General features: G+C 59.6%; 18 protein-coding genes. 13 read left to right on the top strand and 5 right to left on the bottom strand.

The features are described 5' to 3' along the window. Positions 1 to 24 precede the first annotated feature (24 nt). Positions 25 to 1713, bottom strand: a complete 1689-nt coding sequence (locus NL154_RS23180; protein WP_434734277.1) for a GMC family oxidoreductase — start codon at positions 1711 to 1713, stop codon at positions 25 to 27. 160 nt (positions 1714 to 1873) lie between these two features. Between NL154_RS23180 and NL154_RS23185 the strand changes: the two genes are divergently transcribed. Then, the gene (locus NL154_RS23185; protein ID WP_168297962.1) at positions 1874 to 2800 is read left to right on the top strand and encodes a LysR family transcriptional regulator; all 927 of its coding nucleotides are present in this window, start codon (positions 1874 to 1876) and stop codon (positions 2798 to 2800) included. A 956-nt stretch (positions 2801 to 3756) separates the two neighbouring features. Here the strand turns inward: NL154_RS23185 and NL154_RS23190 are convergent. After that, complete coding sequence (locus NL154_RS23190; protein WP_434734278.1) at positions 3757 to 4590, bottom strand: universal stress protein; 834 nt, start codon at positions 4588 to 4590, stop codon at positions 3757 to 3759. A 123-nt stretch (positions 4591 to 4713) separates the two neighbouring features. Here NL154_RS23190 and NL154_RS23195 point away from each other — a divergent pair, with 123 nt between their 5' ends. The 5 genes from NL154_RS23195 (at position 4714) to NL154_RS23215 (ending at position 11279) form a co-directional block, all read left to right on the top strand. Continuing rightward, positions 4714 to 6327, top strand: coding sequence for an MBL fold metallo-hydrolase (locus NL154_RS23195; protein ID WP_434734279.1), 1614 nt, complete (start codon positions 4714 to 4716; stop codon positions 6325 to 6327). After that, positions 6328 to 6630: a hypothetical protein gene (locus NL154_RS23200; RefSeq protein WP_434734280.1), complete on the top strand. Its 303-nt coding sequence runs from the start codon at positions 6328 to 6330 to the stop codon at positions 6628 to 6630. A gap of 21 nt (positions 6631 to 6651) precedes the next feature. Continuing rightward, complete coding sequence (locus tag NL154_RS23205) at positions 6652 to 7824, top strand: acetate/propionate family kinase (protein ID WP_221147003.1); 1173 nt, start codon at positions 6652 to 6654, stop codon at positions 7822 to 7824. A 161-nt stretch (positions 7825 to 7985) separates the two neighbouring features. Then, a complete protein-coding gene (locus NL154_RS23210; RefSeq protein ID WP_434734281.1) occupies positions 7986 to 8363 on the top strand; it encodes a hypothetical protein in 378 nt (125 codons plus the stop codon). A 225-nt stretch (positions 8364 to 8588) separates the two neighbouring features. After that, positions 8589 to 11279: a cation-translocating P-type ATPase gene (locus NL154_RS23215; RefSeq protein WP_434734282.1), complete on the top strand. Its 2691-nt coding sequence runs from the start codon at positions 8589 to 8591 to the stop codon at positions 11277 to 11279. Positions 11280 to 11319: 40 nt separating this feature from the next. On the opposite strand, the gene NL154_RS23220 is transcribed toward NL154_RS23215, so the two are convergent. Further along, positions 11320 to 12150 (bottom strand): universal stress protein, encoded by an 831-nt coding sequence (locus tag NL154_RS23220; protein WP_434734352.1) that lies wholly within the window; start codon positions 12148 to 12150, stop codon positions 11320 to 11322. Positions 12151 to 12308: 158 nt separating this feature from the next. On the opposite strand from NL154_RS23220, the gene NL154_RS23225 reads away from it, so the two are divergent. From NL154_RS23225 to NL154_RS23250, 6 genes are all read left to right on the top strand, one after another. Beyond that, entirely contained in the window at positions 12309 to 13418 is a 1110-nt protein-coding gene (locus tag NL154_RS23225; protein WP_210631953.1) for an HlyD family secretion protein, read from the top strand. Between the two features lie 25 nt (positions 13419 to 13443). Further along, on the top strand, positions 13444 to 16182 hold the full coding sequence (gene rbbA, locus NL154_RS23230; RefSeq protein ID WP_434734283.1) for a ribosome-associated ATPase/putative transporter RbbA: 2739 nt from the start codon (positions 13444 to 13446) through the stop codon (positions 16180 to 16182). A 2-nt stretch (positions 16183 to 16184) separates the two neighbouring features. Further along, positions 16185 to 17297: an ABC transporter permease gene (locus NL154_RS23235; protein ID WP_221147006.1), complete on the top strand. Its 1113-nt coding sequence runs from the start codon at positions 16185 to 16187 to the stop codon at positions 17295 to 17297. 94 nt (positions 17298 to 17391) lie between these two features. After that, the gene (locus NL154_RS23240) at positions 17392 to 18099 is read left to right on the top strand and encodes a CBS domain-containing protein (RefSeq protein WP_221147007.1); all 708 of its coding nucleotides are present in this window, start codon (positions 17392 to 17394) and stop codon (positions 18097 to 18099) included. Between the two features lie 74 nt (positions 18100 to 18173). Further along, positions 18174 to 20780, top strand: a complete 2607-nt coding sequence (gene mgtA, locus NL154_RS23245; RefSeq protein ID WP_221147008.1) for a magnesium-translocating P-type ATPase — start codon at positions 18174 to 18176, stop codon at positions 20778 to 20780. A gap of 183 nt (positions 20781 to 20963) precedes the next feature. Next, entirely contained in the window at positions 20964 to 21482 is a 519-nt protein-coding gene (locus tag NL154_RS23250) for an Hsp20/alpha crystallin family protein (RefSeq protein WP_210631958.1), read from the top strand. Positions 21483 to 21670: 188 nt separating this feature from the next. Here NL154_RS23250 and NL154_RS23255 read toward each other — a convergent pair whose 3' ends face one another. Next, positions 21671 to 22213, bottom strand: coding sequence for a host attachment protein (locus NL154_RS23255; protein WP_434734284.1), 543 nt, complete (start codon positions 22211 to 22213; stop codon positions 21671 to 21673). Positions 22214 to 22705: 492 nt separating this feature from the next. Here NL154_RS23255 and NL154_RS23260 point away from each other — a divergent pair, with 492 nt between their 5' ends. Continuing rightward, entirely contained in the window at positions 22706 to 24001 is a 1296-nt protein-coding gene (locus tag NL154_RS23260; protein WP_210631959.1) for a DUF2254 domain-containing protein, read from the top strand. Here NL154_RS23260 and NL154_RS23265 read toward each other — a convergent pair. Beyond that, positions 23988 to 24863 carry a bile acid:sodium symporter family protein gene (locus NL154_RS23265; RefSeq protein WP_434734285.1) on the bottom strand — a complete coding sequence of 292 codons (876 nt, stop codon included), beginning with the start codon at positions 24861 to 24863 and terminating at the stop codon, positions 23988 to 23990. The genes NL154_RS23260 and NL154_RS23265 overlap by 14 nt on opposite strands. Positions 24864 to 25599: the final 736 nt, after the last annotated feature.

The following is a 25599-nucleotide window of genomic DNA, read 5'->3' on the forward strand; positions in this document are numbered from 1 at the left end:
TGCTCTTATCTCCCCAAGACTTTTCTATGCGCGCGCATCGGCGACGATCCAGCCGGCCGCCTTTTCGGCGATCATCAGCGTCGGTGCGTTGGTGTTGCCGCTGGTGATCTTTGGCATGACGCCTGCGTCGACGACGCGCAGGCCCTCGATGCCGCGCACCCTGAGACGGCTGTCCACCACTGTCATCGGATCGTCGTCGCGGCCCATCTTCGTCGTCCCGACCGGATGAAAAATGGTGTTGGCGATATCGCCCGCCAGCCGCGCCAGTTCGTCGTCGCTCTGGAACTGCAAGCCCGGCTTCCATTCCTCCGGCTGGTATTTGGCCAATGCCGGCTGCGATACGATCCTGCGCACTTGCCGCAGGCTCTCGGCAGCAATTTTACGATCTTCTTCCGTACTGAGATAGTTCGGCGCAATCGCCGGGGCGTCCGACGCCCTATTCGAGCGAATGCGCACGCTTCCGACGCTGGTCGGGTTGAGATTGCAGACGCTCGCGGTGAAGGCGGGAATGTTATGCAACGGTTCGCCGAAGGCGTCGAGGCTGAGTGGTTGGACGTGATATTCCAGGTTGGCATAGGCCTGGCCATCGTCCGAACGGGTGAAAGCGCCGAGCTGCGAGGGCGACATGCTCATGGGGCCGCTGCGTTTCAGAACATATTCCAGCCCGATCATCGCCTTGCCGAATAGGCTGTTGGCGAGCGTGTTCAGCGTCTTCGCATTGCCGACCTTGAAGACCGCGCGGATCTGCAAATGGTCTTGAAGATTTTCCCCGACGCCCGGCAAGTCATGCACAACCTCGATGCCATGACGCTTTAGCAATCCGGCGGGGCCGATACCTGACAGTTGTAGGATTTGCGGCGAACCGACTGCGCCTGCGGACAGGATGACCTCCCTGCGGGCACGGACCTCTGCGCTCTGCCCCTGCCGCTGGAGCACGACTCCGGCGCAACGCTTACGGCCGGAACTGTCGGTTTCAACGATCAGCCGTTCGACATGGGTCTGCGTCCAGATTGTTAGATTCGAACGGTTCTTCGCGGGACGCAAAAAAGCCTTCGACGTGTTCCAGCGCCAGCCGGACCGCTGGTTGACCTCGAAGTAGCCGACGCCCTCGTTGTCGCCGCTGTTGAAATCGTCGGAGCGCGGGATACCGGCCTCGACGGCAGCCTCGGCGAAGGATTCCAGGATATCCCATTTGAGCCGCTGCTTCTCAATCCGCCATTCGCCGCCGTGGCCGTGCATGTCGGAGAATCGGCTATTGCCGCCAGTCTTCGGGTCCGCGCCATTGTCCATCCGGTAATGATCCTCATGCGCCTTGAAATCGGGCAGGCAATTCTGCCAGGACCAGGCGTCATCGCCGGTCTCCGCCGCCCAGCCATCGAAGTCGCGCGCCTGGCCGCGCATATAGATCATGCCGTTGATCGACGAGCAGCCACCGAGAGTCTTGCCGCGCGGATAGCGCAGCGACCGACCGTTCAGCCCGGCATCCGGCTCGGTCTTGAATAGCCAATCGGTGCGGGGATTACCGATGCAATAGAGATAGCCGACGGGGATATGGATCCAGGGATAGTCGTCCTTGCGACCGGCTTCCAGCAACAGGACACGCATCGCTGGATCGCGGCTGAGGCGATTGGCTAGCAGGCAGCCCGCGGAGCCTCCGCCGATGATGATATAGTCAAAAATGTCGTTGGCGAGATGCGATGCACGGCGGGTCATGGGCTCGCCCGCCTGCTGCGATGAAGCACCGCACAATCATAAGATTCGACGATTTGCCGTGGCACTTTAGCCTCCTCCTCACCTCTATTTTCAGGAATAGCGGAGGAGCGGCGCGGAAATCCAATGACAAATAGCACAACGCATTATAAATAGAATTAATATGATTCAGTCGATTGACCTCAGAACCTTGAAGGCATTCGCCACAGTCGCGCGCGAGGGCAACGTCACGCGCGCCGCGGAGCGATTGCACATCACCCAGCCTGCCGTTACCCTGCAATTGAAGCGCCTTGCCGCCGATACCGGGCTCACCTTGTTCCGGCGGACCTCCACTGGTCTGGAGCTGACGCAGGAGGGGGCTCTCCTTGCTGCCAAGGCCGAGCAGGTCTTGGCAGCACTCACGGATTTTGGGCAGACGGCCGGGCATTTGGCAACACGCGTGCGGGGGAAACTCCGGATCGGCACCATCATCGACCCGGAGTTCACACGCTTGGGTGCGTTTCTGAAGGCGTTGATCGAAAGTGGGCCAGGCATCGAGACGACGCTGCGTCATGGCATGAGCGGCGATGTGCCCGAAGGGCTTCGGCGAAATGAACTCGATGCCGGATTCTTCCTAGGAGACCCAAGGGACTACGATCCTGCAGCCGAGCTTTCTGACGAAAGTGCAACCAAACTGTTTTATGGCAGCGAACTGGCACAACTGACCTATCGCGTCGTTGCCCCGCCGTCACTTGCAAGCTTCGTCCGCGGTGCGGATTGGGTACAGTTGGCATCACTGCCATGGATCGGCACACCGCCCGCCTCGGTGCATAACCGGCTGCTGGCGCGCCTGTTCACCGATCTTGGCCTGCGCCAGAACATCGTCTCCCAGGTTGATCAGGAAGCGTCGATGGTCGCCATGGTCCGCACGGGCGTTGGCTTGAGCCTCTGCCGCGAGTCGATCGCTCTCCACGAACAACAGGCCCACGGGCTCTTCATCGCCGATGCGGTGAAAATTTCGACGACATTGAGTTTCATATGCATGGAAGCTCGTAGGGGTGATCCCACCGTTGTGGCCGCATTTGATGCAATCAGACGTGTTTGGGGTTGAGCAGATCAAATTCGCTGAGCATTCTCGCACACGGGCTTGGAGTGAACCCATCGGACCACGGGACACGGAAAAACTGATACGCTCCGTGGGCATCATTGGGAGAAGGCTCATAAAGTCCCGAGGAGCATATCGACGGCACCTCGACACCGTTCAAGCCGCAGCAGGAGCCCTCGCCGGCCACCATCCTGCTCGATCTCGTAGACGCCAAGCACCGGTGTTTCGGTGAAGCAGGCGCCCTTACGGCTGGCCCCCGTCAGCCGCGCCGTAGACTTGTCCCGTGGCGTAGCTCGCCTGCGGGTCTGGGAGCTGTACGCAGATGATGCGAGTTCCGCGGGCTGACGGGACGACCCATCGGGGTCTCTTCGCCGTACTTCCCCAGCTTCTCCATCGATCTGGCGGGCGATATCGGAGATCATTCCCAGGGAGTCGCCTTAGCCACGCGCTTGATCGCGGCAGACGATCGACGTGCCGGCCGGCTCGTCGAACTGCTTGAAACCGATCCACGCGCTGCTCATCGGCAATTGCGGCTCAAAGCCGCTGATCGGATTTTGCGAGGAATTGAACCGGAAACCGCTCGCCGGGAATAACTAGTATTTGGCGATCGGTGATTTTTCGGTTCATCGGCGCACAGCAGCTTCCAGTCGATACAGTATGCGACCTTCTTCGCTCAGAACGTGAACACACCGGCAACAAGCTGGACGCTGGCCGGGAAAGCTCTCGCCGTGCCAGAACCGTTGACCCCGCTATTTCAGTGTTAGTGGTGTAAATGATATTTATGGAACTTCTGATGAAGGGTCGGGCGGATAGCGAGCCACGTCGCCCAGAAATGCTGATTCTCTAGACGACATACGTTTTAGGGAGTCCGGGGGCGTGCCCGCGCTGCTGGAGACCTTTCCCGCAGGAACCGAACGGCATGCAGAAAATGGGGACATGCCGCGGCGGAGCGGACTTATATCTCAGTGGGCCATGAATATCGGCATCCTGCTTTCTTCGATCATGCCGCGCGTCACGCCGCCAAAGATCGTCTGCTGCCAGCGGGGATGGTTATAGGCACCCATGACGATCAGGTCGGCGGACACGTCGACGGCGTGCTGCCGCAGGACCTGGTCTGCCGGCTGGCCGCCGCTGGCAATGCGATCCACCTGCACCTTCACGCCGTGCCGGGCAAGATAGGCGGCAATGTCGGCGCCGGGTTCCTCGCCGTTCGCCCGCATCCGCGCCACCGGATCCACCATCGTGACGTAAACGGTGTCGGCTTGCTTGAGCAGATCAAGCGATTGCCGGGCGGCGCGTGACGCTTCGTCGCTGGAATCCCATGCCAGCAAAACCGATCTCGACGAGGCATTCATCGCCCGTGTTCCGCGGTTGATGAGGATCGGGGTCGGCGTCTGGAAGAGTGCGCCATCGATGACGCGTTTGCGGAGGTCTTGGTCTCGGGCCGCCTGCCGCCCGATCAGGACGACGTCGGCATAGAGTGCCCTTTCGGCAATATCTTCGTCGGCCCATGCGAATTCCGTGTAGACGTCCTGGACTTCGTAGGAGATCTCGCTTCGGTCGAGAATATCCTTGATCTCCGCAGCCTTGTCGGAGAGCGCGTCGATCTCGCGCTGGCGTTCCTCGATCCATACGGGCGAGATGACATTGTAGTCCCCGATGATCGGAGCTGCTCCCGTCGCAATCACCAGCGCATTCAAATGCGCGCCATGGGCACCGCAGAAGTCGATGGCGGTTTTGAGATCTTCCTCGAACTGATGAACGCTGAGGATGCTGAGTGCCGTCCTGATGGCCATGTCGATATACCTCTCTGCTGGATGCAAAAAGGATAATCGCGATGGCCCTGGGTTTCCTTGACCTTCATCAAAGCGGTTTCGATTTTAGCTTTGTAAAGTGGCTCCGAACCCACAGGAGCAGTGATGGACACCCCGATCCTAGAGTTTCACGGAGCCGCAGGTTCAGTCACCGGATCCTGTTTTCTTCTCAAGGCCGGCGGTGCCCGTATTCTGATTGATTGCGGAATGTTCCAGGGCTCCAAAACCGAGAAGGAACTTAACTATAGACCGTTCCCATTTGAGCCTGTCGAGATCGGCGCGGTGCTTCTCACGCATGCCCACATCGACCATTCGGGCCTGCTTCCGAAACTAGCCAAGGACGGCTTCAGCGGCCCGATTTACGCGACACCCGCTTCGATAGATCTTTGCGCCATCATGCTGCAGGATTCCGGGCATATCCAGGAAGCCGAGGTTCGTCAGCTTAATCGCCGGAACCGACGGCGCTCGCGAGAAACGGTGGAGCCGATCTACACCGCAGACGACGCGCGCAGCATCATGCCGCAGTTTATCGCGGTGGAATATGGAGAATGGCGCGAGACGGCAGGCGCCGTGAGATTTCGTTTCTGGGACGCCGGCCACCTTCTCGGATCCGCCTCGATCGAAATAGAGGCGAGCGGCATGGAAGGGCCGGTAAGGCTTTTGTTCTCGGGCGACATTGGACCGGGTTCCAAGCTTTTCGAGAGCCCGCCGGAAGCGCCGAGCGAGATCGACTATTTGATCTGTGAAACCACCTATGGCAATCGCGAGCGGGAGGAATACGCGCTGAAGGAAAGACGGATACGCCTTCAGAAGCTGGTCGCACAAGCAAACCAGCCCAATGGCGTGCTTCTCGTCCCGTCTTTTGCGGTCGAGCGCACTCAGGAAGTCCTGACAGATCTTCTCGCGCTCATGGAAGCCGGAACGCTGCAGCGGTGTCCCATTTTTATCGACTCACCGCTTGCCTCGAGAGCGACCGGTGCCTTCAAGAAACATGTCGTCGAGATGGAGAACGGAGCGAACTTTTTGCGCGCGCTCAATGCGCCAAATGTGAGGTTTACGGAGACCGCCGAACAGTCCAAAGCCCTGGATCTGGTAACCGGTTTTCACATCATCATCGCGGCAAGTGGCATGTGCGAGGCGGGCAGGATCAGACACCGTCTGAAGAACTGGCTCTGGCGCAACGAGTGCACCGTGCTCTTCGTGGGGTTTCAGGCAGCCGGCACGCTCGGCAGAATCTTGCAGGACGGCGCCAAAATCGTGCGGATCCAAGGCGAGGAAATCCGGGTGAGCGCGAGAATGGCAACCCTTGATGCCTATAGTGGCCATGCCGATGCCAGCGAACTGGATGACTGGGTGATGGAGCGTGGTCCGATCCGCAAAGGCCTGTTTCTTGTCCATGGCGAGGCCGGGGCCCGGGATGCGATGTCGAGCAGACTTTCCGAGAAACTGTCTGTCGCGATAATTTCCCCACACCTCGACGACGTCTATGAGCTGAGTGGGACATCCGCTCGACTTCTGTCCAGGGTGGCACCGGCTCGTCTGCAGCCCGAGGAGATTGGACATCGGGATTGGCACAACGACTACCAGAACTTCGTCCTCAACCTGGCCGACAGGTTGAAGGATGCAGCCGACCACAAGAGCCGCGCCGTCATCCTGCGCCGGCTTGAGCGCGCGCTCGAAGCCGACGGGGACGACCCAAAGAAAAATGGGATGCCGTAGATGTTGTCGACGGAACGAGACTACAAACGGGGCGGCGAGCGCTTTCCTATTCCTTCGCAAGGTGAAATCGAAGGCAAGCTTCTGATGTTCGAAGTGATTGCCATCACCTGCTTGCAGGAGCTTCTCGCAAAAACGGATTCGCATCAGATCCGCAGGCTTCGCCACGGGCTCCTGGAAAATTTGAAAGCGCAGTCCGCCCCGCTGAAGTTGTGCGCCGACGAAAAAAGGGCCGCAAAGGAACTCGCGCTTCAACTGCTGACTTTAGCCTGCGAGGAAACGAAGGACGAGAAGATGGCGCGTTAGCGGAGATCTGCAGGAGGTCCAATGAGCAGCATTGCAGTTACCTTCAACATCGGATCGTCGAGCTTGAAGATCGGCGCCTTCAACATCGGAGTGGCCGGCGCGCATCCGATGGCAAGGGGCACCGTGACGATTGGCCAGGAAACGCGCTTTAGATGCGAAACAGGGGAGACCGTTTATGAAGCCGATCTGCCGAACGTCACCGAAGTCGGGCCCGCCTTGATTGCGGAAATTCTATCGCGGCTGCTGCCACCAGGTTCGCAGCCCGCAGTGATCGGGCATCGCATCGTTCATGGAGGCCCCAAGTTTACCGGCGCTGTCCTGATAGACGCGGACACACAAGCGAGGATCGAAGAGCTCGTACCACTCGCGCCTCTGCATTTGCCTCCAGCGCTGAATGTGATCCGCGCTGTGCGCACGGCATGTCCTGAGGTGCCGCAGACCGCATCCTTCGATACCGCATTTCACACGTCGCAATGCAGCATGGCCACACGTCTGGCCATCCCGCGCGCACTGCATGACGCGGGAATCCGCAGATACGGCTTCCACGGGATTTCTTATAAGTTCGTTTCTTCGAAACTCAAGGAGCTCGCACCGGATCTGGGCAGCGGCAGGGTTGTTTGCGCGCATCTGGGAAGCGGCGCGAGCCTTTGTGGCATGGTGGATGGCGTCAGCATCGATACCAGCATGGGGTTTTCCGCGCTCGACGGCATACCCATGGCAACGCGGCCGGGATCGATCGACGCCGGCGCCGTCATCCATCTTCTCCGAAACAAATTCCACGACCCCGACAAGCTTGAGGATTTTCTCTATCACAAATGTGGGTTGCTCGGCGTTTCCGGCGTGAGCGGAGACGTGCGGGTGCTTGTAGAGGACTTTCACCCGGCGGCACGGGAAGCGCTTGATCTCTTCTGTTTCAGGATAGCAGGCGAGATAGGCAGGTTGGCTGTGTCGTTGGGCGGTGTGGACGCCATCGTCTTCACCGCCGGAATCGGAGAAAATCAACCGGAAGTCCGAAAGAGCGTGGCACATTATCTCGCCTGGCTGGGGCTCGACCTCAGCGCGCCTGCGAACAAGGCAAATGCGCTAATCATCAGTGGCCGGGATAGCGCAATAGCCGCATTCGTCATACCAACCGATGAGGAGCAGGTGATAGCCGACGAGGCGCTCGCTGTCGTAAATCGGCATCGGCACTGATGATCGTGGAGCATGAACCGCCAGAGGGTCACTTGAAGGCTCCCGCACGGTTTTCGCTGGACGATAATCGGCAACGGGGCTCAGGAAGTCTTCGGCCGCGTGATCCAAAACGGCATAGCTGACGTCTATTGCACCGCTTTCAAGCGCAGGTTCGCACGACCATGTCTTTGGCGGTGCCCTCCGCCAGCTCGCGCACGACCTTTGCGGACGCCGGCGCCACTTTCGAAGAGATACCTGCCGATCGCGCTGAAGCGCAACCCGCTCGATCGTTATTCCCTTCGATCGGCTTATTGATCGAGCGCAATGCGCAGGGGCCAAGCTCGCTCGAAGATAGCCATCTCACCGAGCGAAAGGAACGCGCAATGCCGAAGATAGTGACAGTAACAGCTGTGATCCTGCTTGCCATCCTGGCCGGCTACAGCGGCGCGACATGGTGGCCGCAGCCCGATCAATCGGATAACGCCCCGCAGACGAAGACAGCTCCCAAGGAAGGCTACCCAGATCCATTCATCCCGCCGACAAAAGGCAACGGTTTTTGATCCTGCCGAGGTCGGCGAAATCGGCGCCGGCAACTGTGAAGGGTTATTAGCCACATGCAGTACGATTTTCAGCGACTATGCAGACGTCGTGATCAGCGCTCAGGCGGTTCCGGAGAAAATGAAGCAGCTTCGGCTTGAAGCGGCAAGATCCCTCGACGAGGTCGGCTAAAGCCTTTCCGGGTGATATGCGCCAGACTGCCGGCACTTTCGTGCAGGAGACATCTCATGACCGTTCCCATTCCCCAGCCATTCGCCGCCAGCTTCGGCAGCCGTAGAGGCCTCGTCACTGAAGAGGCCGAGAGCCGGCTCGTGCGCTACGGTCCAAACATTCTGCCCGAGCCCGAGGCCCCCTCTTTTGCCATCGTCTTCATGCGGCAGTTCCGCAGCCCGCTGATCTATATCCTGTTTTTGGCTGCCGCCGTCTCCCTGGTGATCAGTGACACAAAGGATGCGGTCTTTATCGGCGTCGTCTTGCTGTTGAACGGTTTGATCGGCAGCCTGCAGGAATATTCGGCGGGCCGAGCTGCGCTGGCGCTTCGCAAGCTGGAACAACCGCGTGCCGCCGTCATCCGCGACGGAGAGGTGCGTGACATTGAAGCGCGCCAGTTGGTGCCGGGGGATCTCGTGCTGCTGGAAGCCGGCGGAAGGGTTCCCGCCGACCTCGCGCTGGTCGAGGCGACCGAGCTTCTGTGCGACGAATCCCTCCTTACCGGAGAATCCATGGCGACGCGCAAGACGGCACCGTCCCCCGCCGCGCCGGTTGCGGAGGGCAAGACCGCAACCGCATTCGCCGGCACGCTCGTTACTCGTGGCCGCGGCACGGGCATCGTGACGGGGACAGGACTTGCAACGGAGATTGGCAAGATCGCCGCCGAAATCGGCAAAACTTCCCTCTCGCAACCGCCACTGATGATCCGACTTGCTCGTTTCTCCAATGCGATCGCCTGGGCGGTGGGATTGACGTCGCTGGTCCTGGTCGGCATCGGCCTCATGCGAGGGCTCGCCTGGAGCGATCTTTTCCTTATGTCGGTCGGTCTTGCCGTCAGCGCCATCCCCGAAGGCCTGCCGATCGCAATCTCGATTGCGCTCGCGATCAGCATGCGTCGCATGGCGAAACGCAACGTTATCGTCCGGCGAATGCCGGCGGTCGAAGCGCTCGGCTCCTGCACCATGATCGCAACCGACAAGACCGGGACTCTAACGCTCAATGAGCTCACCGTTACCAATATCCGGCTCCCGGATGGCACCGACCTTGCCCTTGATGCGGGGACTGACCCGGACACCTGCGAGATCAAGGCAGCCAATATGGCCGTGGCGGAGGCGCGCGCACGGGCCGGCCGACTGCTCAGAGCCGCCTCCCTTCCCAACGAGGGCTCGCTCATGCAGGACGGGAACGGCTGGAAGGGTATCGGCGACACGGTCGACGTCGCCCTTCTGACCGCCGCGCGCAAGGCGGGCTTGGCGCAAGACAAGGTGGCTGCGGACTATCCCTTGATCGCCCGTATTCCCTATGAGCCCGATCTCAAATATGCCGCCTCCTTCCATCGCGGGAGCGAAAACGTGCACATCTTCGCGAAGGGCTCGACCGAAACGCTGCTCAGCATGGCCGACCGGATGGATATCGGCGACCGCGTGGTGGAAATCGACCGACACAGGCTTCTTGCCCAGAAAGAGGAGATGGCGGCCCGCGGCCTTCGGGTCCTCGCTTTCGCGGAAGGCGAAATCCGGAGTGATGCCGACGCCGCCTTCGGCCATCATCACCTGGTCGATCTCATATTCCTCGGCATTACAGGCATGCAGGATCCGATCCGCCGGGAAGTTCCGCAGGCGATCCGCGAATGCCGCGCCGCCGGCGTCGAGGTGGCGATGGTGACGGGCGACGACCCCAAAACAGCGGCGGCGATTGCCGCTCAGGCGGGTTTGCAGTTCGGACCGAGCCAAGTGACCACCGGCGATGCGGTGCGCGAGGCCGAGGCCGCAGGCCCGGCGCGGCTGGACGAGCTTACAAACGGCGCCCGCATCTATGCCCGGGTCGCTCCCAATCAGAAGCTTGCGATTGTGCTCTCCCTGGCGCGCAACGGCCATATCGTGGCGGTGACGGGCGACGGCGTCAATGATGCTCCGGCTTTGAAACACGCCCATGTCGGTGTCGCCATGGGCATGAAGGGTACGGAGGTCGCCAAGGAGAGCGCCGACATCGTCGTTGTCGATGACAATTTCGCCTCCATCGTCGGCGGCATTCGCGAGGGCAGAACCGCCTATTCTAACATTCGCAAAGTCATCCTGATGCTGACGGCGACAGGAGCTGCGGAAATGCTGCTGTTCCTGCTGGCGATTCCGCTCGGCATTCCAATGCCACTGTTGCCCGTGCAGCTCCTCTGGCTGAATCTCGTGACGAATGGAATTCAGGACGTGACGCTCGCGGGAGAGCCGCCTGAGGGCGACGAACTGGCCCGGCCACCTCGCCGTCCGAAGGAGCCGATCTTCGACCGGCTGATGGTTCGCCGCATCGTCCAATCCGCGCTCGTCATCGGCGGCGGCGGGTTTGCGGTCTTCTATTGGCTGCTGTCACAGGGCTACCCGGTATCCGAGGCGCGCAATCTGTTGCTTCTGCTTTTCGTCATGTTCGAAAATGTGCAAACCCTCGGCTGCCGTTCCGAACATCACTCGCTCTTCTCGCGGTCCTTCTTCAAAAACCCGCTGCTGCTTGCCAGTATGGTCGTAGCCCAGGCCATCCATATCGGCGCCATGCATGTCCCGTGGTTCCGTGAGGTGCTTGGCCTGGCGCCGATTTCCTTCGCGGAATGGGCGCTGACGCTTCTGGCCGCCGGATCACTGCTTCTGGTCATCGAAGTTGACAAGGTGCGGGAACGCACGTCTTCTCGCGCATATCCGAGGAGAATCGAAGCCAAGTAGCTGCCATTGCCCTCTTTCGCCAATGGCAGCAAGCTCTGGCTCATCGGGCCATTAAAACCGGCGTGTTGCAGTCCTCGAGAATCGAGGCCGTCACGCCGCCAAATATTCTTTCGCGAAGCCGCGAATGGCCATAGGCGCCCATAACGATCATGTCACAGCCAAGCTCGCGCGCGCGTCTCAGGAGAACCTCCTCGGTTCTGCGTCCACCGCTTGCCAACTGCTCGACAACAATCTTTACTCCATGGCGCGCCAGAAATGTTGCAAAATCCGCCCCTGGCTCATCGCCGCTTTTGAAATAGGTGCCATCCGGATCGACGAGCACAAGATGAACCTCCTCGGCTGCGATCAGCATCTCTAAAGCTGCCTTGGCGGCATTGGCGGCTTCAGGTCGCGAGTTCCAGGCAACGAGCACGTTCGTCGGCTTCAGGCTTGCGGTGCCCGCATTCGGAACAAGCAACAGCGGCGTCCTCGAATCGAAGGTTGTTGCCGCCACAACGGTTCTCCTCAGCTCGGCGTCAGCGCGTAAGCCATGTCCGATCAAGACGATGTCGGCGTACATGCTGCGCATGCCGATACTGCTCTCCAGGATAAAGAGATCTTCATAGAGGCACTCGACATTGAAGGAGATATCGTTCGTGCGGCACAAGTCTTCGGCCTCCAGCCGGATCTTCTGCAGGGCATCTGTCTCCTTCTGCACTTGGTCAATCCAGGCTGTGGTCACCGGGTATTCGACGGTGACCGGCTGCAACGCGGCGCCGACTACCAGAATCGACAGATGAGCACTGTTCTCGACCGCCAGTTGAATGGCGCTCTTGATCTCTGTTTCAGGATCCGTGGCTCCGACGATCGCAAGCAGAGTTTTCAAGGACATGGTGATCTCCTTCCGGTTTGGCTGGTTGATCTTAGGGAGGCTACAAGGCTGCCCGAAAGCCGCAATGATCTTTGTCAATAGCCACAAGCACGCGTGAGAAGATCAATTGAATCCGTCGCGATTGATCCCCATCAAGGTAGATTCCCGGGAATCGTATGATGAAAGGCTCGTCAGATCTCGCAGGTAAGGAGCCTTCGTTGAACCGTTACTGGAAACTTGCACTCCTGCTCCTCGCCCTGGCGGGTGCCAGCTATGCCGCCTGGCAGTTTCAGGCAAACCGGCGTGCCGCGAAGGCCATGATAGGCATCGCGAGTGGAAACGGACGCATCGAAGCCGTCGAAATCGACGTCGCTGCACGCACGGCGGGACGTCTGTCGGACGTGCTCGTCCATGAAGGCGACTTCGTCGAGGCCGGCCAAGTCGTCGCGACGATGGACATCGAGCAGCTCAATGCCCAAAGGCGGGAGGCCATGGCGCAGCTCTCCAGGGCAAAAATTGCGATCGGCACGGCACGGACGCTGGTTGCTCAGCGGCAGGCGGAAAAGGAGGCCGCGGCAGCCACCGTTTCCCAGAACGACGTCCAGCTTCAGTCGGCGCAAAAGCGGCTTACCCGCAGTCAGCAACTTTCAAGGAGCGGCACCGTCTCCGAGCAGACGCTCGACGACGATCGCGCGCGCGCCGACGCAGCGGCGGCCACACTTGGCGCAGCCAAGGCGAACCTCGCCGCCACTGACGCTGCCATCGGCAACGCCGAAGCGCAGGTGATCGACGCGGAAGCCGCCGTTGAAGCCGCTGAGGCGACCGTCGTGCGGATCGAGGCGGATCTGCGGGATTGCGATCTCAAGGCCCCGCGAAGCGGCCGCGTCCAATATCTCGTTGCGCATCCGGGCGAAGTCGTCGCGGCCGGAGGACGAGTCCTCAACCTCCTGGATGTTGGCGATGTTTATATGACCTTCTTTCTGGGAACCGCGGACGCGGGCCGCACCGCGATCGGCAGCGAGGCACGCATCGTCCTCGACGCCGCACCGCAATACGTCATCCCTGCTCGAGTTTCTTTCGTTTCGGACGTCGCCCAGTTTACCCCGAAGACGGTCGAAACGCAGGAGGAGCGCGAGAAGCTGATGTTTCGCCTTCGTGCGCAGGTGCCGAAGGAACTGCTGCAGAAATATGTGACGCAGGTGAAGACAGGCCTTCCTGGGCGAGCCTATGTCAGGATCGATCCCGCCGCTAAATGGCCGGCCCCGCTTTCGACGCCTCTCACCCCGTAACCTGGAGCATCCTGTGACCTTCGAGATGACAGACTCGGCATATGTCGCCCGCCTGAAGGACGTGACGCATACCTACGGCGGATGCACGGCTCTCGATGCAGTCACGATCGGTATTCCGGCAGGTTTGATGGCCGGCCTTGTCGGTCCGGATGGCGTTGGCAAATCCTCACTCCTCTCGCTGATCGCCGGCGCGCGACAGATCCAAAAGGGCGATGTGACTGTGCTTGGCGGCGACATGCGCCGCGCCGGCCACCGTCGCCAGACCTGCCCCCTGATCGCCTATATGCCTCAGGGCCTTGGCAAAAATCTCTATCCGACCCTCTCGGTTTTTGAGAATGCCGACTTCTTCGGTCGCCTGTTCGGCCAGAGCCGAGAAGAACGGCAGGACCGCATCCGCACGCTCCTGCAGCGCACCGGCCTCTCCGGCTTCAAAGACCGGCCGGCGGGGAAACTTTCGGGAGGGATGAAACAAAAGCTCGGCCTCTGCTGTTCACTGATCCACGACCCAGAGCTTCTGATTCTTGATGAGCCGACCACCGGCGTCGACCCTCTGTCACGCCGGCAATTCTGGGACCTTATCGATGACATACGGTCCGAGCGACCGAGGCTCAGCGTGGTGGTGGCAACGGCCTACCTGGAAGAGGCGGCGCGTTTCGACTGGTTGGCGGCCATGGATGCTGGCCGGCTGGTGGCGACTGGATCGCCCCAATATCTGCTGGAGCGAACGAAGACGGCCACACTTGACGATGCCTTCATCGCACTGATGCCGGAAGACAGGCGGGCGTCGCATCATGTCGTGGAATTGCCGCCGCTCTCGACACCTGATGAAGCGGACTTCGTCATCGAGGCGGAGGGCCTGACGACACGGTTCGGCGAATTCACCGCGGTCGATAACGTCAGCTTCAAGATTCGCCGCGGCGAAATATTCGGCTTCATCGGTTCGAACGGATGCGGCAAATCGACCACGATGAAGACGCTGACCGGCCTTTTGCCGGCAAGCGGAGGCACGGCAAGACTGTTCGGCAAAACAGTCGATACGCGCAATATGGATGTCCGCCGGCGCGTCGGCTATATGAGCCAGGCCTTTTCGCTCTACACGGAATTGACGGTCCGGCAGAATCTCGACCTGCACGCGCGGCTTTTGGGATTGCCGGCCGAGACCATCCCCGCGCGGATCGAGGAACTGGGGCATCGCTTCCAGCTCGATGGCGTCATGGAATTCCTGCCTGACACGCTGCCGCTCGGCATTCGGCAGCGATTGTCACTGGCGGTGGCTCTCGTCCATGGGCCGGAGATGCTCATTCTCGACGAGCCGACATCGGGTGTCGACCCCATCGCTCGTGACCAACTCTGGGCAGCGCTGATCGAACTGTCACGCAAGGAGAAGGTGACGATCTTCATTTCCACGCATTTCATGAACGAAGCCGAGCGCTGCGACCATGTCTCGCTCATGCATGCCGGCCGCGTTCTGGTGACGGACACGCCCGAGGCGCTCCGCGAAAGCCGCAGGGCGGCCACGCTGGAGGACGCCTTCGTCAGCTACCTCCAGGATGCGATCGGTCAATCGTCGAAAACGGATATCGCTCCGTCTGCCATGATCGGTAGGCCGCATCCACTTCCCGCGGCCAAGCCGCGGCGCGCTTTCGATCTTCGCGGCGCTTTGAGCTATAGCCGCCGCGAAGCGCTGGAGCTGCGCCGCGATCCCGTCCGCGCGACCATGGCCTTGATCGGCAGCGTTATCCTGATGTTTGTCCTCGGCTATGGCATCAACATGGACATCAAGGATCTTGCCTTCGCGGCGCTCGATCGGGACGATACGGTCGCCAGCCGCGATTATATCGCGGATATTGCAGGTTCTCGCTATTTCATCGAACAGTCGCCGATCACCGACTACGCCGATCTCGACCGACGCATGCGCGACGGCTCGCTGAAGCTCGCAATCGAGATACCACCCGGCTTTGCCGAACACCTCGCCCGCGGCCATAATGTCGAGATCGGCGCCTGGATCGATGGTGCGATGCCACAGCGCGCGGAAACGGCGCGCGGCTATGTGCAGGGCATGCACAATAGCTGGATCGCCCGCAGGGCACGCGAAGTCTACGGCCAACCAGGACCCGGCCAGTTCTCCGTGGAGACCCGTTTTCGCTACAATCCCGGCATTGAAAGTCTGGTCGCCATCGTGCCGGCCGTCATCCCGCTCCTGCTGCTTCTGATCCCCGCCATGCTTTCAGCTCTTTCGGTCGTCCGGGAGAAGGAACTGGGATCGATCGTCAATCTCTACGTCACACCTGTGACGAGGCTCGAATTCCTGCTCGGCAAGCAGCTTCCCTACTTGGTGCTCGGAATGATGAATGCCGCGCTGCTCTGGCTGTTTGCGGTCTTCATCTTTGAGGTTCCGTTCACCGGCAGCCTTATCGTCTTCACGATATCCGCCTTCCTCTACGTGGTCTTCGCGACTGCTTTCGGACTGATGATCTCCACCTTCATGTCCAGCCAGATCGCGGCGATCTTCGGCACGACGCTTCTGACCATCATTCCGGCTGTACAGTTCTCCGGCATGATCGACCCGGTCTCGTCGCTGCAGGGTTTTGGCGCGATAATTGGCCACATCTTTCCGGCGACCTATTTCAACATCATCTCGCGCGGCACTTTTTCGAAGGGGCTCGGCTTCGGCAATCTCGAAACGACCCTGCTTCCGATCCTCGTCGCCGGGCCGTTGCTCCTTGCCGCCAGCGCCCTTCTCCTCAAAAAGCAGGCGAGATAACCATGCGCCTCGCCACCATCTTACATCTCGGCATCAAGGAGTTGCGGGGGTTGATGCGCGATCCGATCCTCCTCGGATTGATCTTCTATTCCTTCACCGTCGCCGTTTATGCCGAAGCGAGGGCCGTCCCCCAAACCTTGAACAACGCTCCGATTGCCATCGTCGACGAAGATGGTTCGCCGCTTTCGCTGCGCATCGCCGATGCTTTTTTGAAGCCCTATTTCAAGCCGCCGGTGACGATCACCGCAGACGAGATGGACGCCCGCATGGACGCAGCCACGGATACGTTCGCGCTCGACATTCCCCCACATTTCCAGAGCGACCTCATTGCCGGCAAATCGCCGGTCATCCAGCTCAATGTCGACGCCACCCGCATGACCCAGGCATTTTCCGGATCAGGTTACGTGCAATCCATTGTTGCTCAGGAAATCACGGGCTTTGCCGCCATACAAACAATCTCCCAAATCCCTCAGGTTGATCTGGCGCTCCGGGCCCGATTCAACCCCGAGCTCAATCAAACCTGGTTCGGATCGGTGATGAACGTCATCAATATGGTGACGATGTTGTCGATCATCCTTACCGGCACTGCGCTGATACGTGAGCGGGAACACGGTACCGTGGAGCATCTGTTGGTCATGCCGGTTACACCACTCGAGATCATGCTCGCCAAGGTCTGGTCCATGGGGCTGGTCGTCTTCGTCGCAACCGGTCTTTCCTTGGTTTTCATGGTGGAGGGCCTGCTTCAGGTGCCGATCGAGGGGTCACTGGCCCTTTTCATGGCGGGAGCGGCACTCCACCTCCTGGCGACAACGGCAATGGGCATCGCGCTAGCGACAATTGCGGGCTCCATGCCACAGTTCGGACTGCTGCTGATGCTGGTGCTGATGCCGCTGCAGATCCTCTCCGGCGCCACCACTCCGCGCGAGAGCATGCCCGAGGCGATACAGACGATCATGCTCGCGGCGCCGAACACGCATTTCATCACCATGGCGCAAGCGATCCTCTATCGTGGCGCCGGCTTTGTCACCGTCTGGCCGCAATTCGTTTGGCTTGCAGTGATTGCCACAGTCTTGTTTGTTTTCTCCCTGCTTGGATTTCGCCGGTCGTTAAGGTGACCTCCGTTGATCGCGACTGACGATGTCAATTGACGGCGATCAAGGAAGAGCGCCGCAGACGTCGTATCCTGCCGTCATTTAAGGAGGCAGGAAGATGTTGAAAATTCGATCAATCATGACGCCAAAACCGGCGACGATCGGGCCGGATGCCAAGATCTGGGAGGCTGCCAACGCGATGCTGGATCACCGCATAAGCGGATTGCCCGTCGCCGATCAATCAGGCGGCCTTCTCGGCATCATCAGTGAAAGCGACTTCCTGCGGCGCAGCGAAATCCACACCGACGCAACGCACGGCCTCTGGCGTGATTTCTTTTCTTCACGGGGCGAGCTGGCTGAAGAATACGCGAAAAACTTCGGAAGTACCGTTGGCGAAGTGATGTCCTGTCCGGCGGTGACTGTGCAGCCCGATGCATCCGTGGAAACCGCTGCCGAGCTAATGGCCAGGAAGAACATCAAACGTCTTCCCGTGGTCGAAGGCGACGAAATCATCGGTATCGTGACCCGCTTCGACGTCATGGCCGCGCTCGTCCGCGAACTCGCAAGCCATTGCGCCGCACGAGCCGATAGCGACATCCGAAAAGCGTTGGAAGCGGAGCTGGCTCGTCAAAAATGGGGAGATTCCGTGACTCTGCACGTCGCCGATGGGGTGGTTACGCTTGAAGGCCGGGTGCTGGACACGCGAGAGAAGACCGCCCTTCACGTGGCGGCGGAAAACACGATCGGCGTGAAACGGGTGGATGACCGGATCCAGGTCGTTGTGCCGCCTGACATGCCGGTACCGCCACCCGGCTTCTATTTATGACGGCTGTGCGGGGCGGTCTCTCCGTTCTCTTGGGGCCGCCAGGCGCGGTTGCCAATCGCTGAAAAGGATCTGGAATGGACACGATCTCCGATCACGCGAGGCCGCCCTACTGGTCCTTATCCGCTGAGACAGTCTTGGCGGAGCTGCACAGTTCGCGGGACGGCCTCTCCACCTCCGAGGTCGCACGGCGATTGAAGGACAGCGGTCCGAATTCGCTTGGCCAGGACCGGAGGCACTCGGCGACCGCGGCTCTTGTGCGGCAGTTCCGCAGCCCACTCGTCCTGATCCTCATCGCGGCCGCGGCAATCTCCGCTTTTGTGGGCGAAGGGCATGAGACGCTTATCATCTCGATCATCGTGCTGGCCAGTTGTCTGCTCGGCTTCTTCCAGGAATACGGGGCTTCGCAGGCGACGGAAAAGCTCAAGCGGCGCCTGTCACAGAAAACGGTGGTCCTGCGCAATGGCGCCGAGAGTACTATTCGCGTCGAAGAGGTCGTGCCAGGCGACATCCTGCATCTTTCCGCAGGCAGCCTGATCCCCGCCGATGGTATCATCCTGGAAGCGCGCGACCTCAATGTCAGTGAGGCAGTACTGACGGGAGAAACTTTCCCGGCTGTGAAGATACCGGGCATCGCGGAAGCCGGTGCGCCTCTTTCCCGGCGCAGTAACGTTGTTTTCGCCGGTACATCCGTGCGCAGCGGCAAGGCTTCCGTCCTGACCGTCAAAACCGGCATCCACACGGAATTCGCCTCCATCGCCGAGAGCCTGGAACGTCAGGTTCCGGAGACCGAGTTTTCCCGGGGTATCCGCCGGTTCGGCCTGTTGATGACCGAGATCATGTTCGTCATGGTTATTCTGGTCTTCTTCGCAAACGCGCTGCTCGGCCGCCCGCTGATTGACTCCATCCTCTTTTCCCTTGCGCTTGCGGTCGGCCTCACGCCCGAGCTGCTGCCCGCCATCATTAGTGTGACGCTTGCCCGGGGAGCCAGGGCAATGGCGGCCAACGGCGTCATCGTTCGCAGGCTTGAAGCGATCGAGAACCTCGGCAGCATGGATATTCTTTGCACCGACAAGACCGGGACATTGACGGAAGGTGTCATCCGTCTCGAGAGCTGCCTGGATGCGAGCGGACAGCGATCGCAGGACGTGCTCCTGCTGGCCCGTCTCAATGCCACTCTCCAGAGCGGCCTCACCAATCCCCTGGACGAAGCGATCCTCGCCGCAGAGGGCACTGATGCGCGCGAGCAGTTCTTCGCCAAGCGGGACGAAATTCCCTACGATTTTGTGCGAAAGCGACTGTCGGTGATCGTCACGTCTCCGGAAGGACACACCGTGCTGATCTGCAAAGGGGCGGTCGACGGTGTCCTGGGGATCTGCAGCACCATCCGCGACGCTGGAAAAGAGGCACCCCTCGATCCGGAGAACCGAGCTGCGGTCGAGGGCAAGTTCCAAAGCTGGAGCCAACAGGGCTTTCGCGTTCTCGGTCTTGCAACACGGCGCTTGAGGACTCCCGGTCCTTACGCCCGCACGGACGAAAACGGCCTTTGCTTCGAAGGCTTTCTTCTTTTTCTTGATCCGCCGAAGCAGGGGATCCAGCGCTGCCTCTCCGAACTGGCGAGGCGCGGCATCATGGTCAAGGTCATTTCCGGTGACAACCGCTATGTCGCCGCCCACCTCGCTGCCGCGATCGGGCTGTCATCCGATCTGATTCTTACGGGGGCGGACCTATCGAAGCTCTCCTCGCAAGCACTTGCGGCAAAAGCAGCGCATATCGATCTCTTTGCCGAGATTGATCCCAATCAGAAAGAAAGCATCGTAAGGGCCCTCAGGTCGCGCGGCCACGTCGTCGGCTATCTCGGCGATGGGATCAACGACGCCCCCGCCCTACATGAAGCCGATATTGGGATTTCTGTCGACAGCGCCGTAGACGTGGCGCGCGAAGCCGCCGATATGGTCCTTCTGAAACGCGATCTCGGCGTACTGGTACAAGGCGTTGATGACGGGCGAACCACCTTCGCCAACACGATGAAATATATATCGATCACCACCAGCGCCAATTTCGGCAATATGATCAGCATGGCGCTGGCCTCCGTCGCGCTCCCTTTCCTGCCCCTTCTCGCCCAGCAGGTCCTGCTCAATAATTTTCTCTCTGATATCCCCTCCTTCGCGATTGCCACCGATAATGTCGACGAGGAGGACAGGCGTCGGCCCCGTCATTGGGAAATCGGCTCCGTACGACGGTTCATGGTCACCTTCGGCTTGGTCAGTTCGCTCTTCGATCTCCTGACCTTCGGCTTTTTGATTTTCCTGGTGGGGGCCGGCGAGCGGCATTTCCAGACGGCGTGGTTCGTTGAATCGCTGCTGACGGAATTGCTGATCGTCTTCATTATCCGTACACGCAAGAGGTTCTGGCAGAGCTGGCCGTCGCGCCTGCTCACCGCTCTGTCTGCTGTGATCATCTCGGTGACCTTTGCGCTGCCATTCCTGCCGGTCGCGCGCTGGTTCGGCTTCCTCCCCTTGCCGCTTCCCACCATACTTGGGATCGTCTCCATCAGCGTGATGTATCTTTTGTCGTCGGAGCTGGCCAAACACTGGTTCTTCCGACGCGAGGACCAACGACGCCGCACCGCAGGCCGGAAACGTCGAAGATCTCCACGGCGTCTCCGGCCAGAACGCGCCTGAGGCGTCTGGGAGTTGCGCCGAACACGTATGAGGTCCGCCGCGCACGAAGCTTGATCCGCGTCAATGCTGACTTGCTCCTAAAGATTTGAAATGGAGATGCTCAATGACGAGCTGACGTCGGCTGCACCGAATTCCACTTGGCGCTTCGATGCGGCCTCCTTCTTGGAAGACAGGAGAAAAATCATGGCAGATGCAACCAAACTTGCTGTTAAGAACGAAGATAAGCCGGTCCAGTCGGCGGGAATCTGGTCCCCCTTCGAAGCGCTGCGCTCCGAGATCGACCGTCTGTTCGATGGCTTCGTGCCCTCGCCTTGGCGTTCCTCTGACCGATCCATTTTCGCGCGCGGCTTTCCGTCGCTGAATGGATGGGCAGCCCCGGCTGTCGATGTGATCGAAAAGGACGACGCCTTCGAGATCACCGCCGAAATGCCCGGCCTCGATGAAAAGAACATCGAAGTCACGCTGTCCAACAGCTACCTGACAATCCGTGGCGAAAAGCAGGAGGAGAAGGAGGATAAGCAGAAGGAATACCATGTGTCCGAGCGTCGCTACGGCTCCTTCCAGCGCACCTTCCAGATCCCAGATGGGGTAGACGCCAACAAGGTGGAGGCCACCTTCAACAAGGGCGTCCTGAAGGTGAGACTTCCAAAGAGCGCCGATGCCAAAAAAAACGAGCGGAAGGTGGAGATAAAAGTCGCTTGATCGGATTCGTGTCGGACGGGCGCGCGTCGCGATGCACGCCCGTTTTCGTTGGCGATGAGGCAACAGAAATCGCCGAACGCCATGCACATCGTCCCACCGTGCTTTTGCCGATGCCGTTGCCCGGCCAGTCATCAGCTACCGGAGAGTCGACCTGGCCGCTGCCGTGCCATCCATGATAAATTCGTTGTTCACGACGTCAGATGTTTTTCGATTTCGTCGACCGGAAGGTTGACGAGGTCCTTGTCGTATTCGGCCACGATCCGCTTCCTCACACCCTCCGAAATGACACGCCGCAAGTCGGCAAGGGCCTTCGGGGGAGCCATGAGAAAAAGCTTCTGAATGTTGTCGCCGGCGCAGATCATTTCCAACTTTTCCGCGACCATGGAAGAGAACCGCTCTTCTTCAAGCTGATGGAAATCAGTCTGTCCGAGGCTGCTGCGATGGCTGCCGCTCGCGGTCCGGCCGGGACGATCTGTTCCCTGTTGACGGGTCGGTGCATTGTGCGGCGCCTCGAATACCTGCTCGACTTCGAGAGATAGGTCGGACGCTGTCCCAACATTGCGCAGAAGCAGGGCTTTTCTCGCGTCCATGACGAGCACTCGCGCGTTGTATGAGATGATATTCTGATTCATCGCGATATCCTTTCTTTCGCGCGGTTCATCATACTCGGGTGCTGGATTGGCGATTTGATCGGCGTCAATGCCCGGAGAAGGCCTCGGCGGTTCGATCAAGACTTCTTCATGCGCTTACGACACAACGGAACCTGCGCTGAGCGCGTCTGCCGGATGTCTTGCAGGCATGCTGGAAAGCGGCGGCAGAGTGAGCCGAGCGCGCCGCGCGGGCGGCGCTTCCGCGGGCTTCGTTCCGCGTCAGAAAAACCGATGTCACACCCGCCTCCACCGGTGAACCGCTGCCCGCTTCGACCAGCTGTAGAGACCGAAGGGTGCGGGGACGCAGATGTATTTCCCTTTCTTGTACATCGTCTTGGCTTCCCACCTGCCAGCTTGTTCCGCTCGCTGCTGTTGTGATCCCTTCCTCGTATGCCCTCGCAATTGGAGGTGCGACGGGATCGTCCGAAATCTACGCACATTCCGCAGGCCGGACATTAAGCGAGATCAAAATAGACGCCGTGTCTTGATCGGCATCAATGATCTTTCCGGGCGATAAACCATGGTTGAAAGGCAAAATTTCGCCCTCAGAATTTTCAGGAGTGAGATAAGTCGATGCGTTGGAACCGCTGGTATAGCTTCAGGAGTTACATCAGATCCTCTTTGTGGATCGTTCCCTTCGTGGCCCTGCTCCTTTACGTCGCCGCCATCCGATTGGTCTATGCTTTTGAAAATTGGACCCCTTGGATCGACTTCTGGCCTTGGGAAGTGGCGGGCACGCAAAGGATGCTTGAGACAATCATTACAATGACTTTGACGTTCGTGGTGTTCACGTTCGGATCGCTGCTGGTGGCAATTCAAGTTGCCGGCGGCCAGTTGACGCCCCGGATCATCGCGACGACTCTTTTGCGCGACAATGCCATCCGATTCACCGTGGGCCTTTTCATTTTTACATTACTGTTTGCAACCGGCGCCCTTTCCAGACTCGATGCGACCGTTCCTCATGGTGTCTCTGCGATCGCGGGACTGCTTGGCTTTCTTTCCATTGCGGCCTTCCTGTATCTGATAGACTACGCGGCCCGCCTGCTGCGTCCTGTCAGCATCATCTTGAGAGTCGGCGAAAGCGGTCATGCCGTCATTGAGGAAGTCTATCCCGCACCTGCCGAAAGTGACTGCTCCCATCGTGGAGTGACCTCGTTCACGAGTTCGCCCGATAGAATTGTTTACCATCGGGCCAATTCCGCGGTCGTGGTCGCGGTCAATATGACGGCGCTCGTCGCGCTGGCCGAGAGGACGGACTCGATCATCGAGCTGGTGCCAAAAGTCGGCGATTTCGTTGGTGCGGGCGAAATTCTTTTCCGCCTGTACGGCGAGGGTCTGCCCCCGGATAGCGTAGTGACAGCCTTGGTCGCTTTCGGGCCGGAACGCACGCTCGAACAGGATGCGACATTTGCCTTCAGGATCATCGTCGATATCGGAATCAAAGCTCTATCAAAGGCCATCAACGATCCCACAACGGCCGTTCTCGCGATCGATCAGCTTCAACGCCTTCTTTGCTTCGTGGGAGGAAGGCATCTTCTCGGCGATGAGATCCGCGGAAAATCCGGCAAACTGCGGTTTATCTGCAGGACGCCGAATTGGGAGGATTTCGTGCAGCTGACCTTCAGCGAGATACGCTTATACGGCGCGGAAAACTTTCAGATCGCCCGCCGTCTGCGAGCCCTGATCGAATATGCCCTGCAAATTTTGCCTCAGGACCGGCGCCCGGCGCTGCTCGCTGAACTGGACCTCATCGACCGGATGCTCGAGAGGACATACGTCTTTCCTGAAGATTTGGCGCTGGCACGCACACCAGACTCGCAGGGACTCGGAGGGGCTGCCGAGCGGACAAGCGGAGTTAGCCAGTATTGATCGCCAAATCGGGCCTCGGCGCCAGTCGAGCCAATATTTTCGCTACGGCAAATCCGACCGCCAGAGTGATGAAGGCTGCCAGGATGCACATCGTGCTGGATCGCGGATCGGCATTGGCAACTGCTGACAATGGGGCGAGTGCCGCCCCGACGTTCCTGGTACAGACCCCAAGTGTGACTACGACTCGCTTCTCGCGAGGAAGCCTGAACGAAACGGCGTAGGAGCCCAGAGCCAGCGCGCAGAAGTAGATAAACTGTGCTGCTATCGCCCAGGTTCCTATGGCGCTGAGAATGTGGTCCCAATTCTGCAGGAACGCGACGGAAAGCAATACGATAGTGCTGAAGGCGACCAGTTTCCTAATAATCGGGTCGCACCTATCCGCCCACCTGTTCGACAGTTGACGCACTGCTATTCCAATGCCGAAAGGTGCGAGAATGAGAAGCAGGAGCGGCCGTGCGATCACACCTACACCCGCGTGGAGGCCTGGGGCAACAACGGGAAGTGCGATCGGCATCAAGAGGATTGTACCAAGAGCAGCAATCAGGATGAACGCCGCCGTATAGGCGGCGTCTCCTTTCGCAACGTCAGACAGCATTGGCATGAATGGCGCACACGGCGCCAAGCCCAGCAGCAGCAAACCGATGGCGTAAGGTTCCGGCAAGGCGAGCAATCTTGCGATGACAATGGCAAGGATTGGCCCCAGAACGAAGCCTGACAATACGCTGGGGACGACGAATTCCTTGTCACGCAGTGCAGTCCAGGCATCCCTGACATCAAGTTTAAGGCCGACATCTGCCAGGCTGCCAAGCATGAACGAGATCAGCGCGACCTGTAAGGTGTATCTAAGTAACTCCGATATCATGTTCTTCTCCTCTCCGCCGGAGAGCTCCGCTCTCTCGGTCTGTTGCCCTGTGGCTATGCGCCGTCGGTGCTCTCGCCGAGGTGGCAAATCCTGGCGTGCGGTGGCGGTCCTAGGATCTTTCAAATGATTGCCTAAGCGGCCGGTTTAGTGCCCCAAAGGCTAAAATAGATCCTTGCCGCTGCGGCCAATGAATTCAGTTCGCAATCCCCTTTCGTGCGCCTCTTTCACGAAAGAGTTCGCGCTGAGAGCATCTGCTCGGACGACGTCATTGAAGCATTGAGCGAAGGGGCCGCATAATTCGTCACGCATCCAGGCGTGGGCGCGGGGTGACACGGCCGTTATCTGCCAGTCATCATTGCTCGTTCGCTCAAGGCGAAAGTCCACACCACCGCGAAGGACATCCGGGCATCCTGCGCCGGCTAGCAATGCCTCTGCCGTCCGCGAGACAACTTGGCTCATTTCATCCCCCTTTCTTTCATGGGGTGCGATCAACGCCAGGGATGTCGTAGTCGCTTTCGTCCGACCAAACGCGGTAGCGACCATCATCTCGGCTGGAGCGCTTCAAGAAGACATCTCTTAAGGCCGTTTCTCATTGATGCGGGTCAAAATGTGATCAGCATTCATCTCCATTGTGAAAGCCCCGCAGGTGACGGGCCTGTTTCTGCCTCGCAGGGGGCGGATCATGGATGAAGGCTTCCACGTCTTGACGTGAGTCAAAGCGCCCGCAAGCAGGCGG

Origin of the sequence: Rhizobium sp. YTUHZ044 (genome assembly GCF_051123975.1) — a bacterium.
In the GTDB taxonomy this organism is placed as follows: Bacteria; Pseudomonadota; Alphaproteobacteria; order Rhizobiales; family Rhizobiaceae; genus Rhizobium.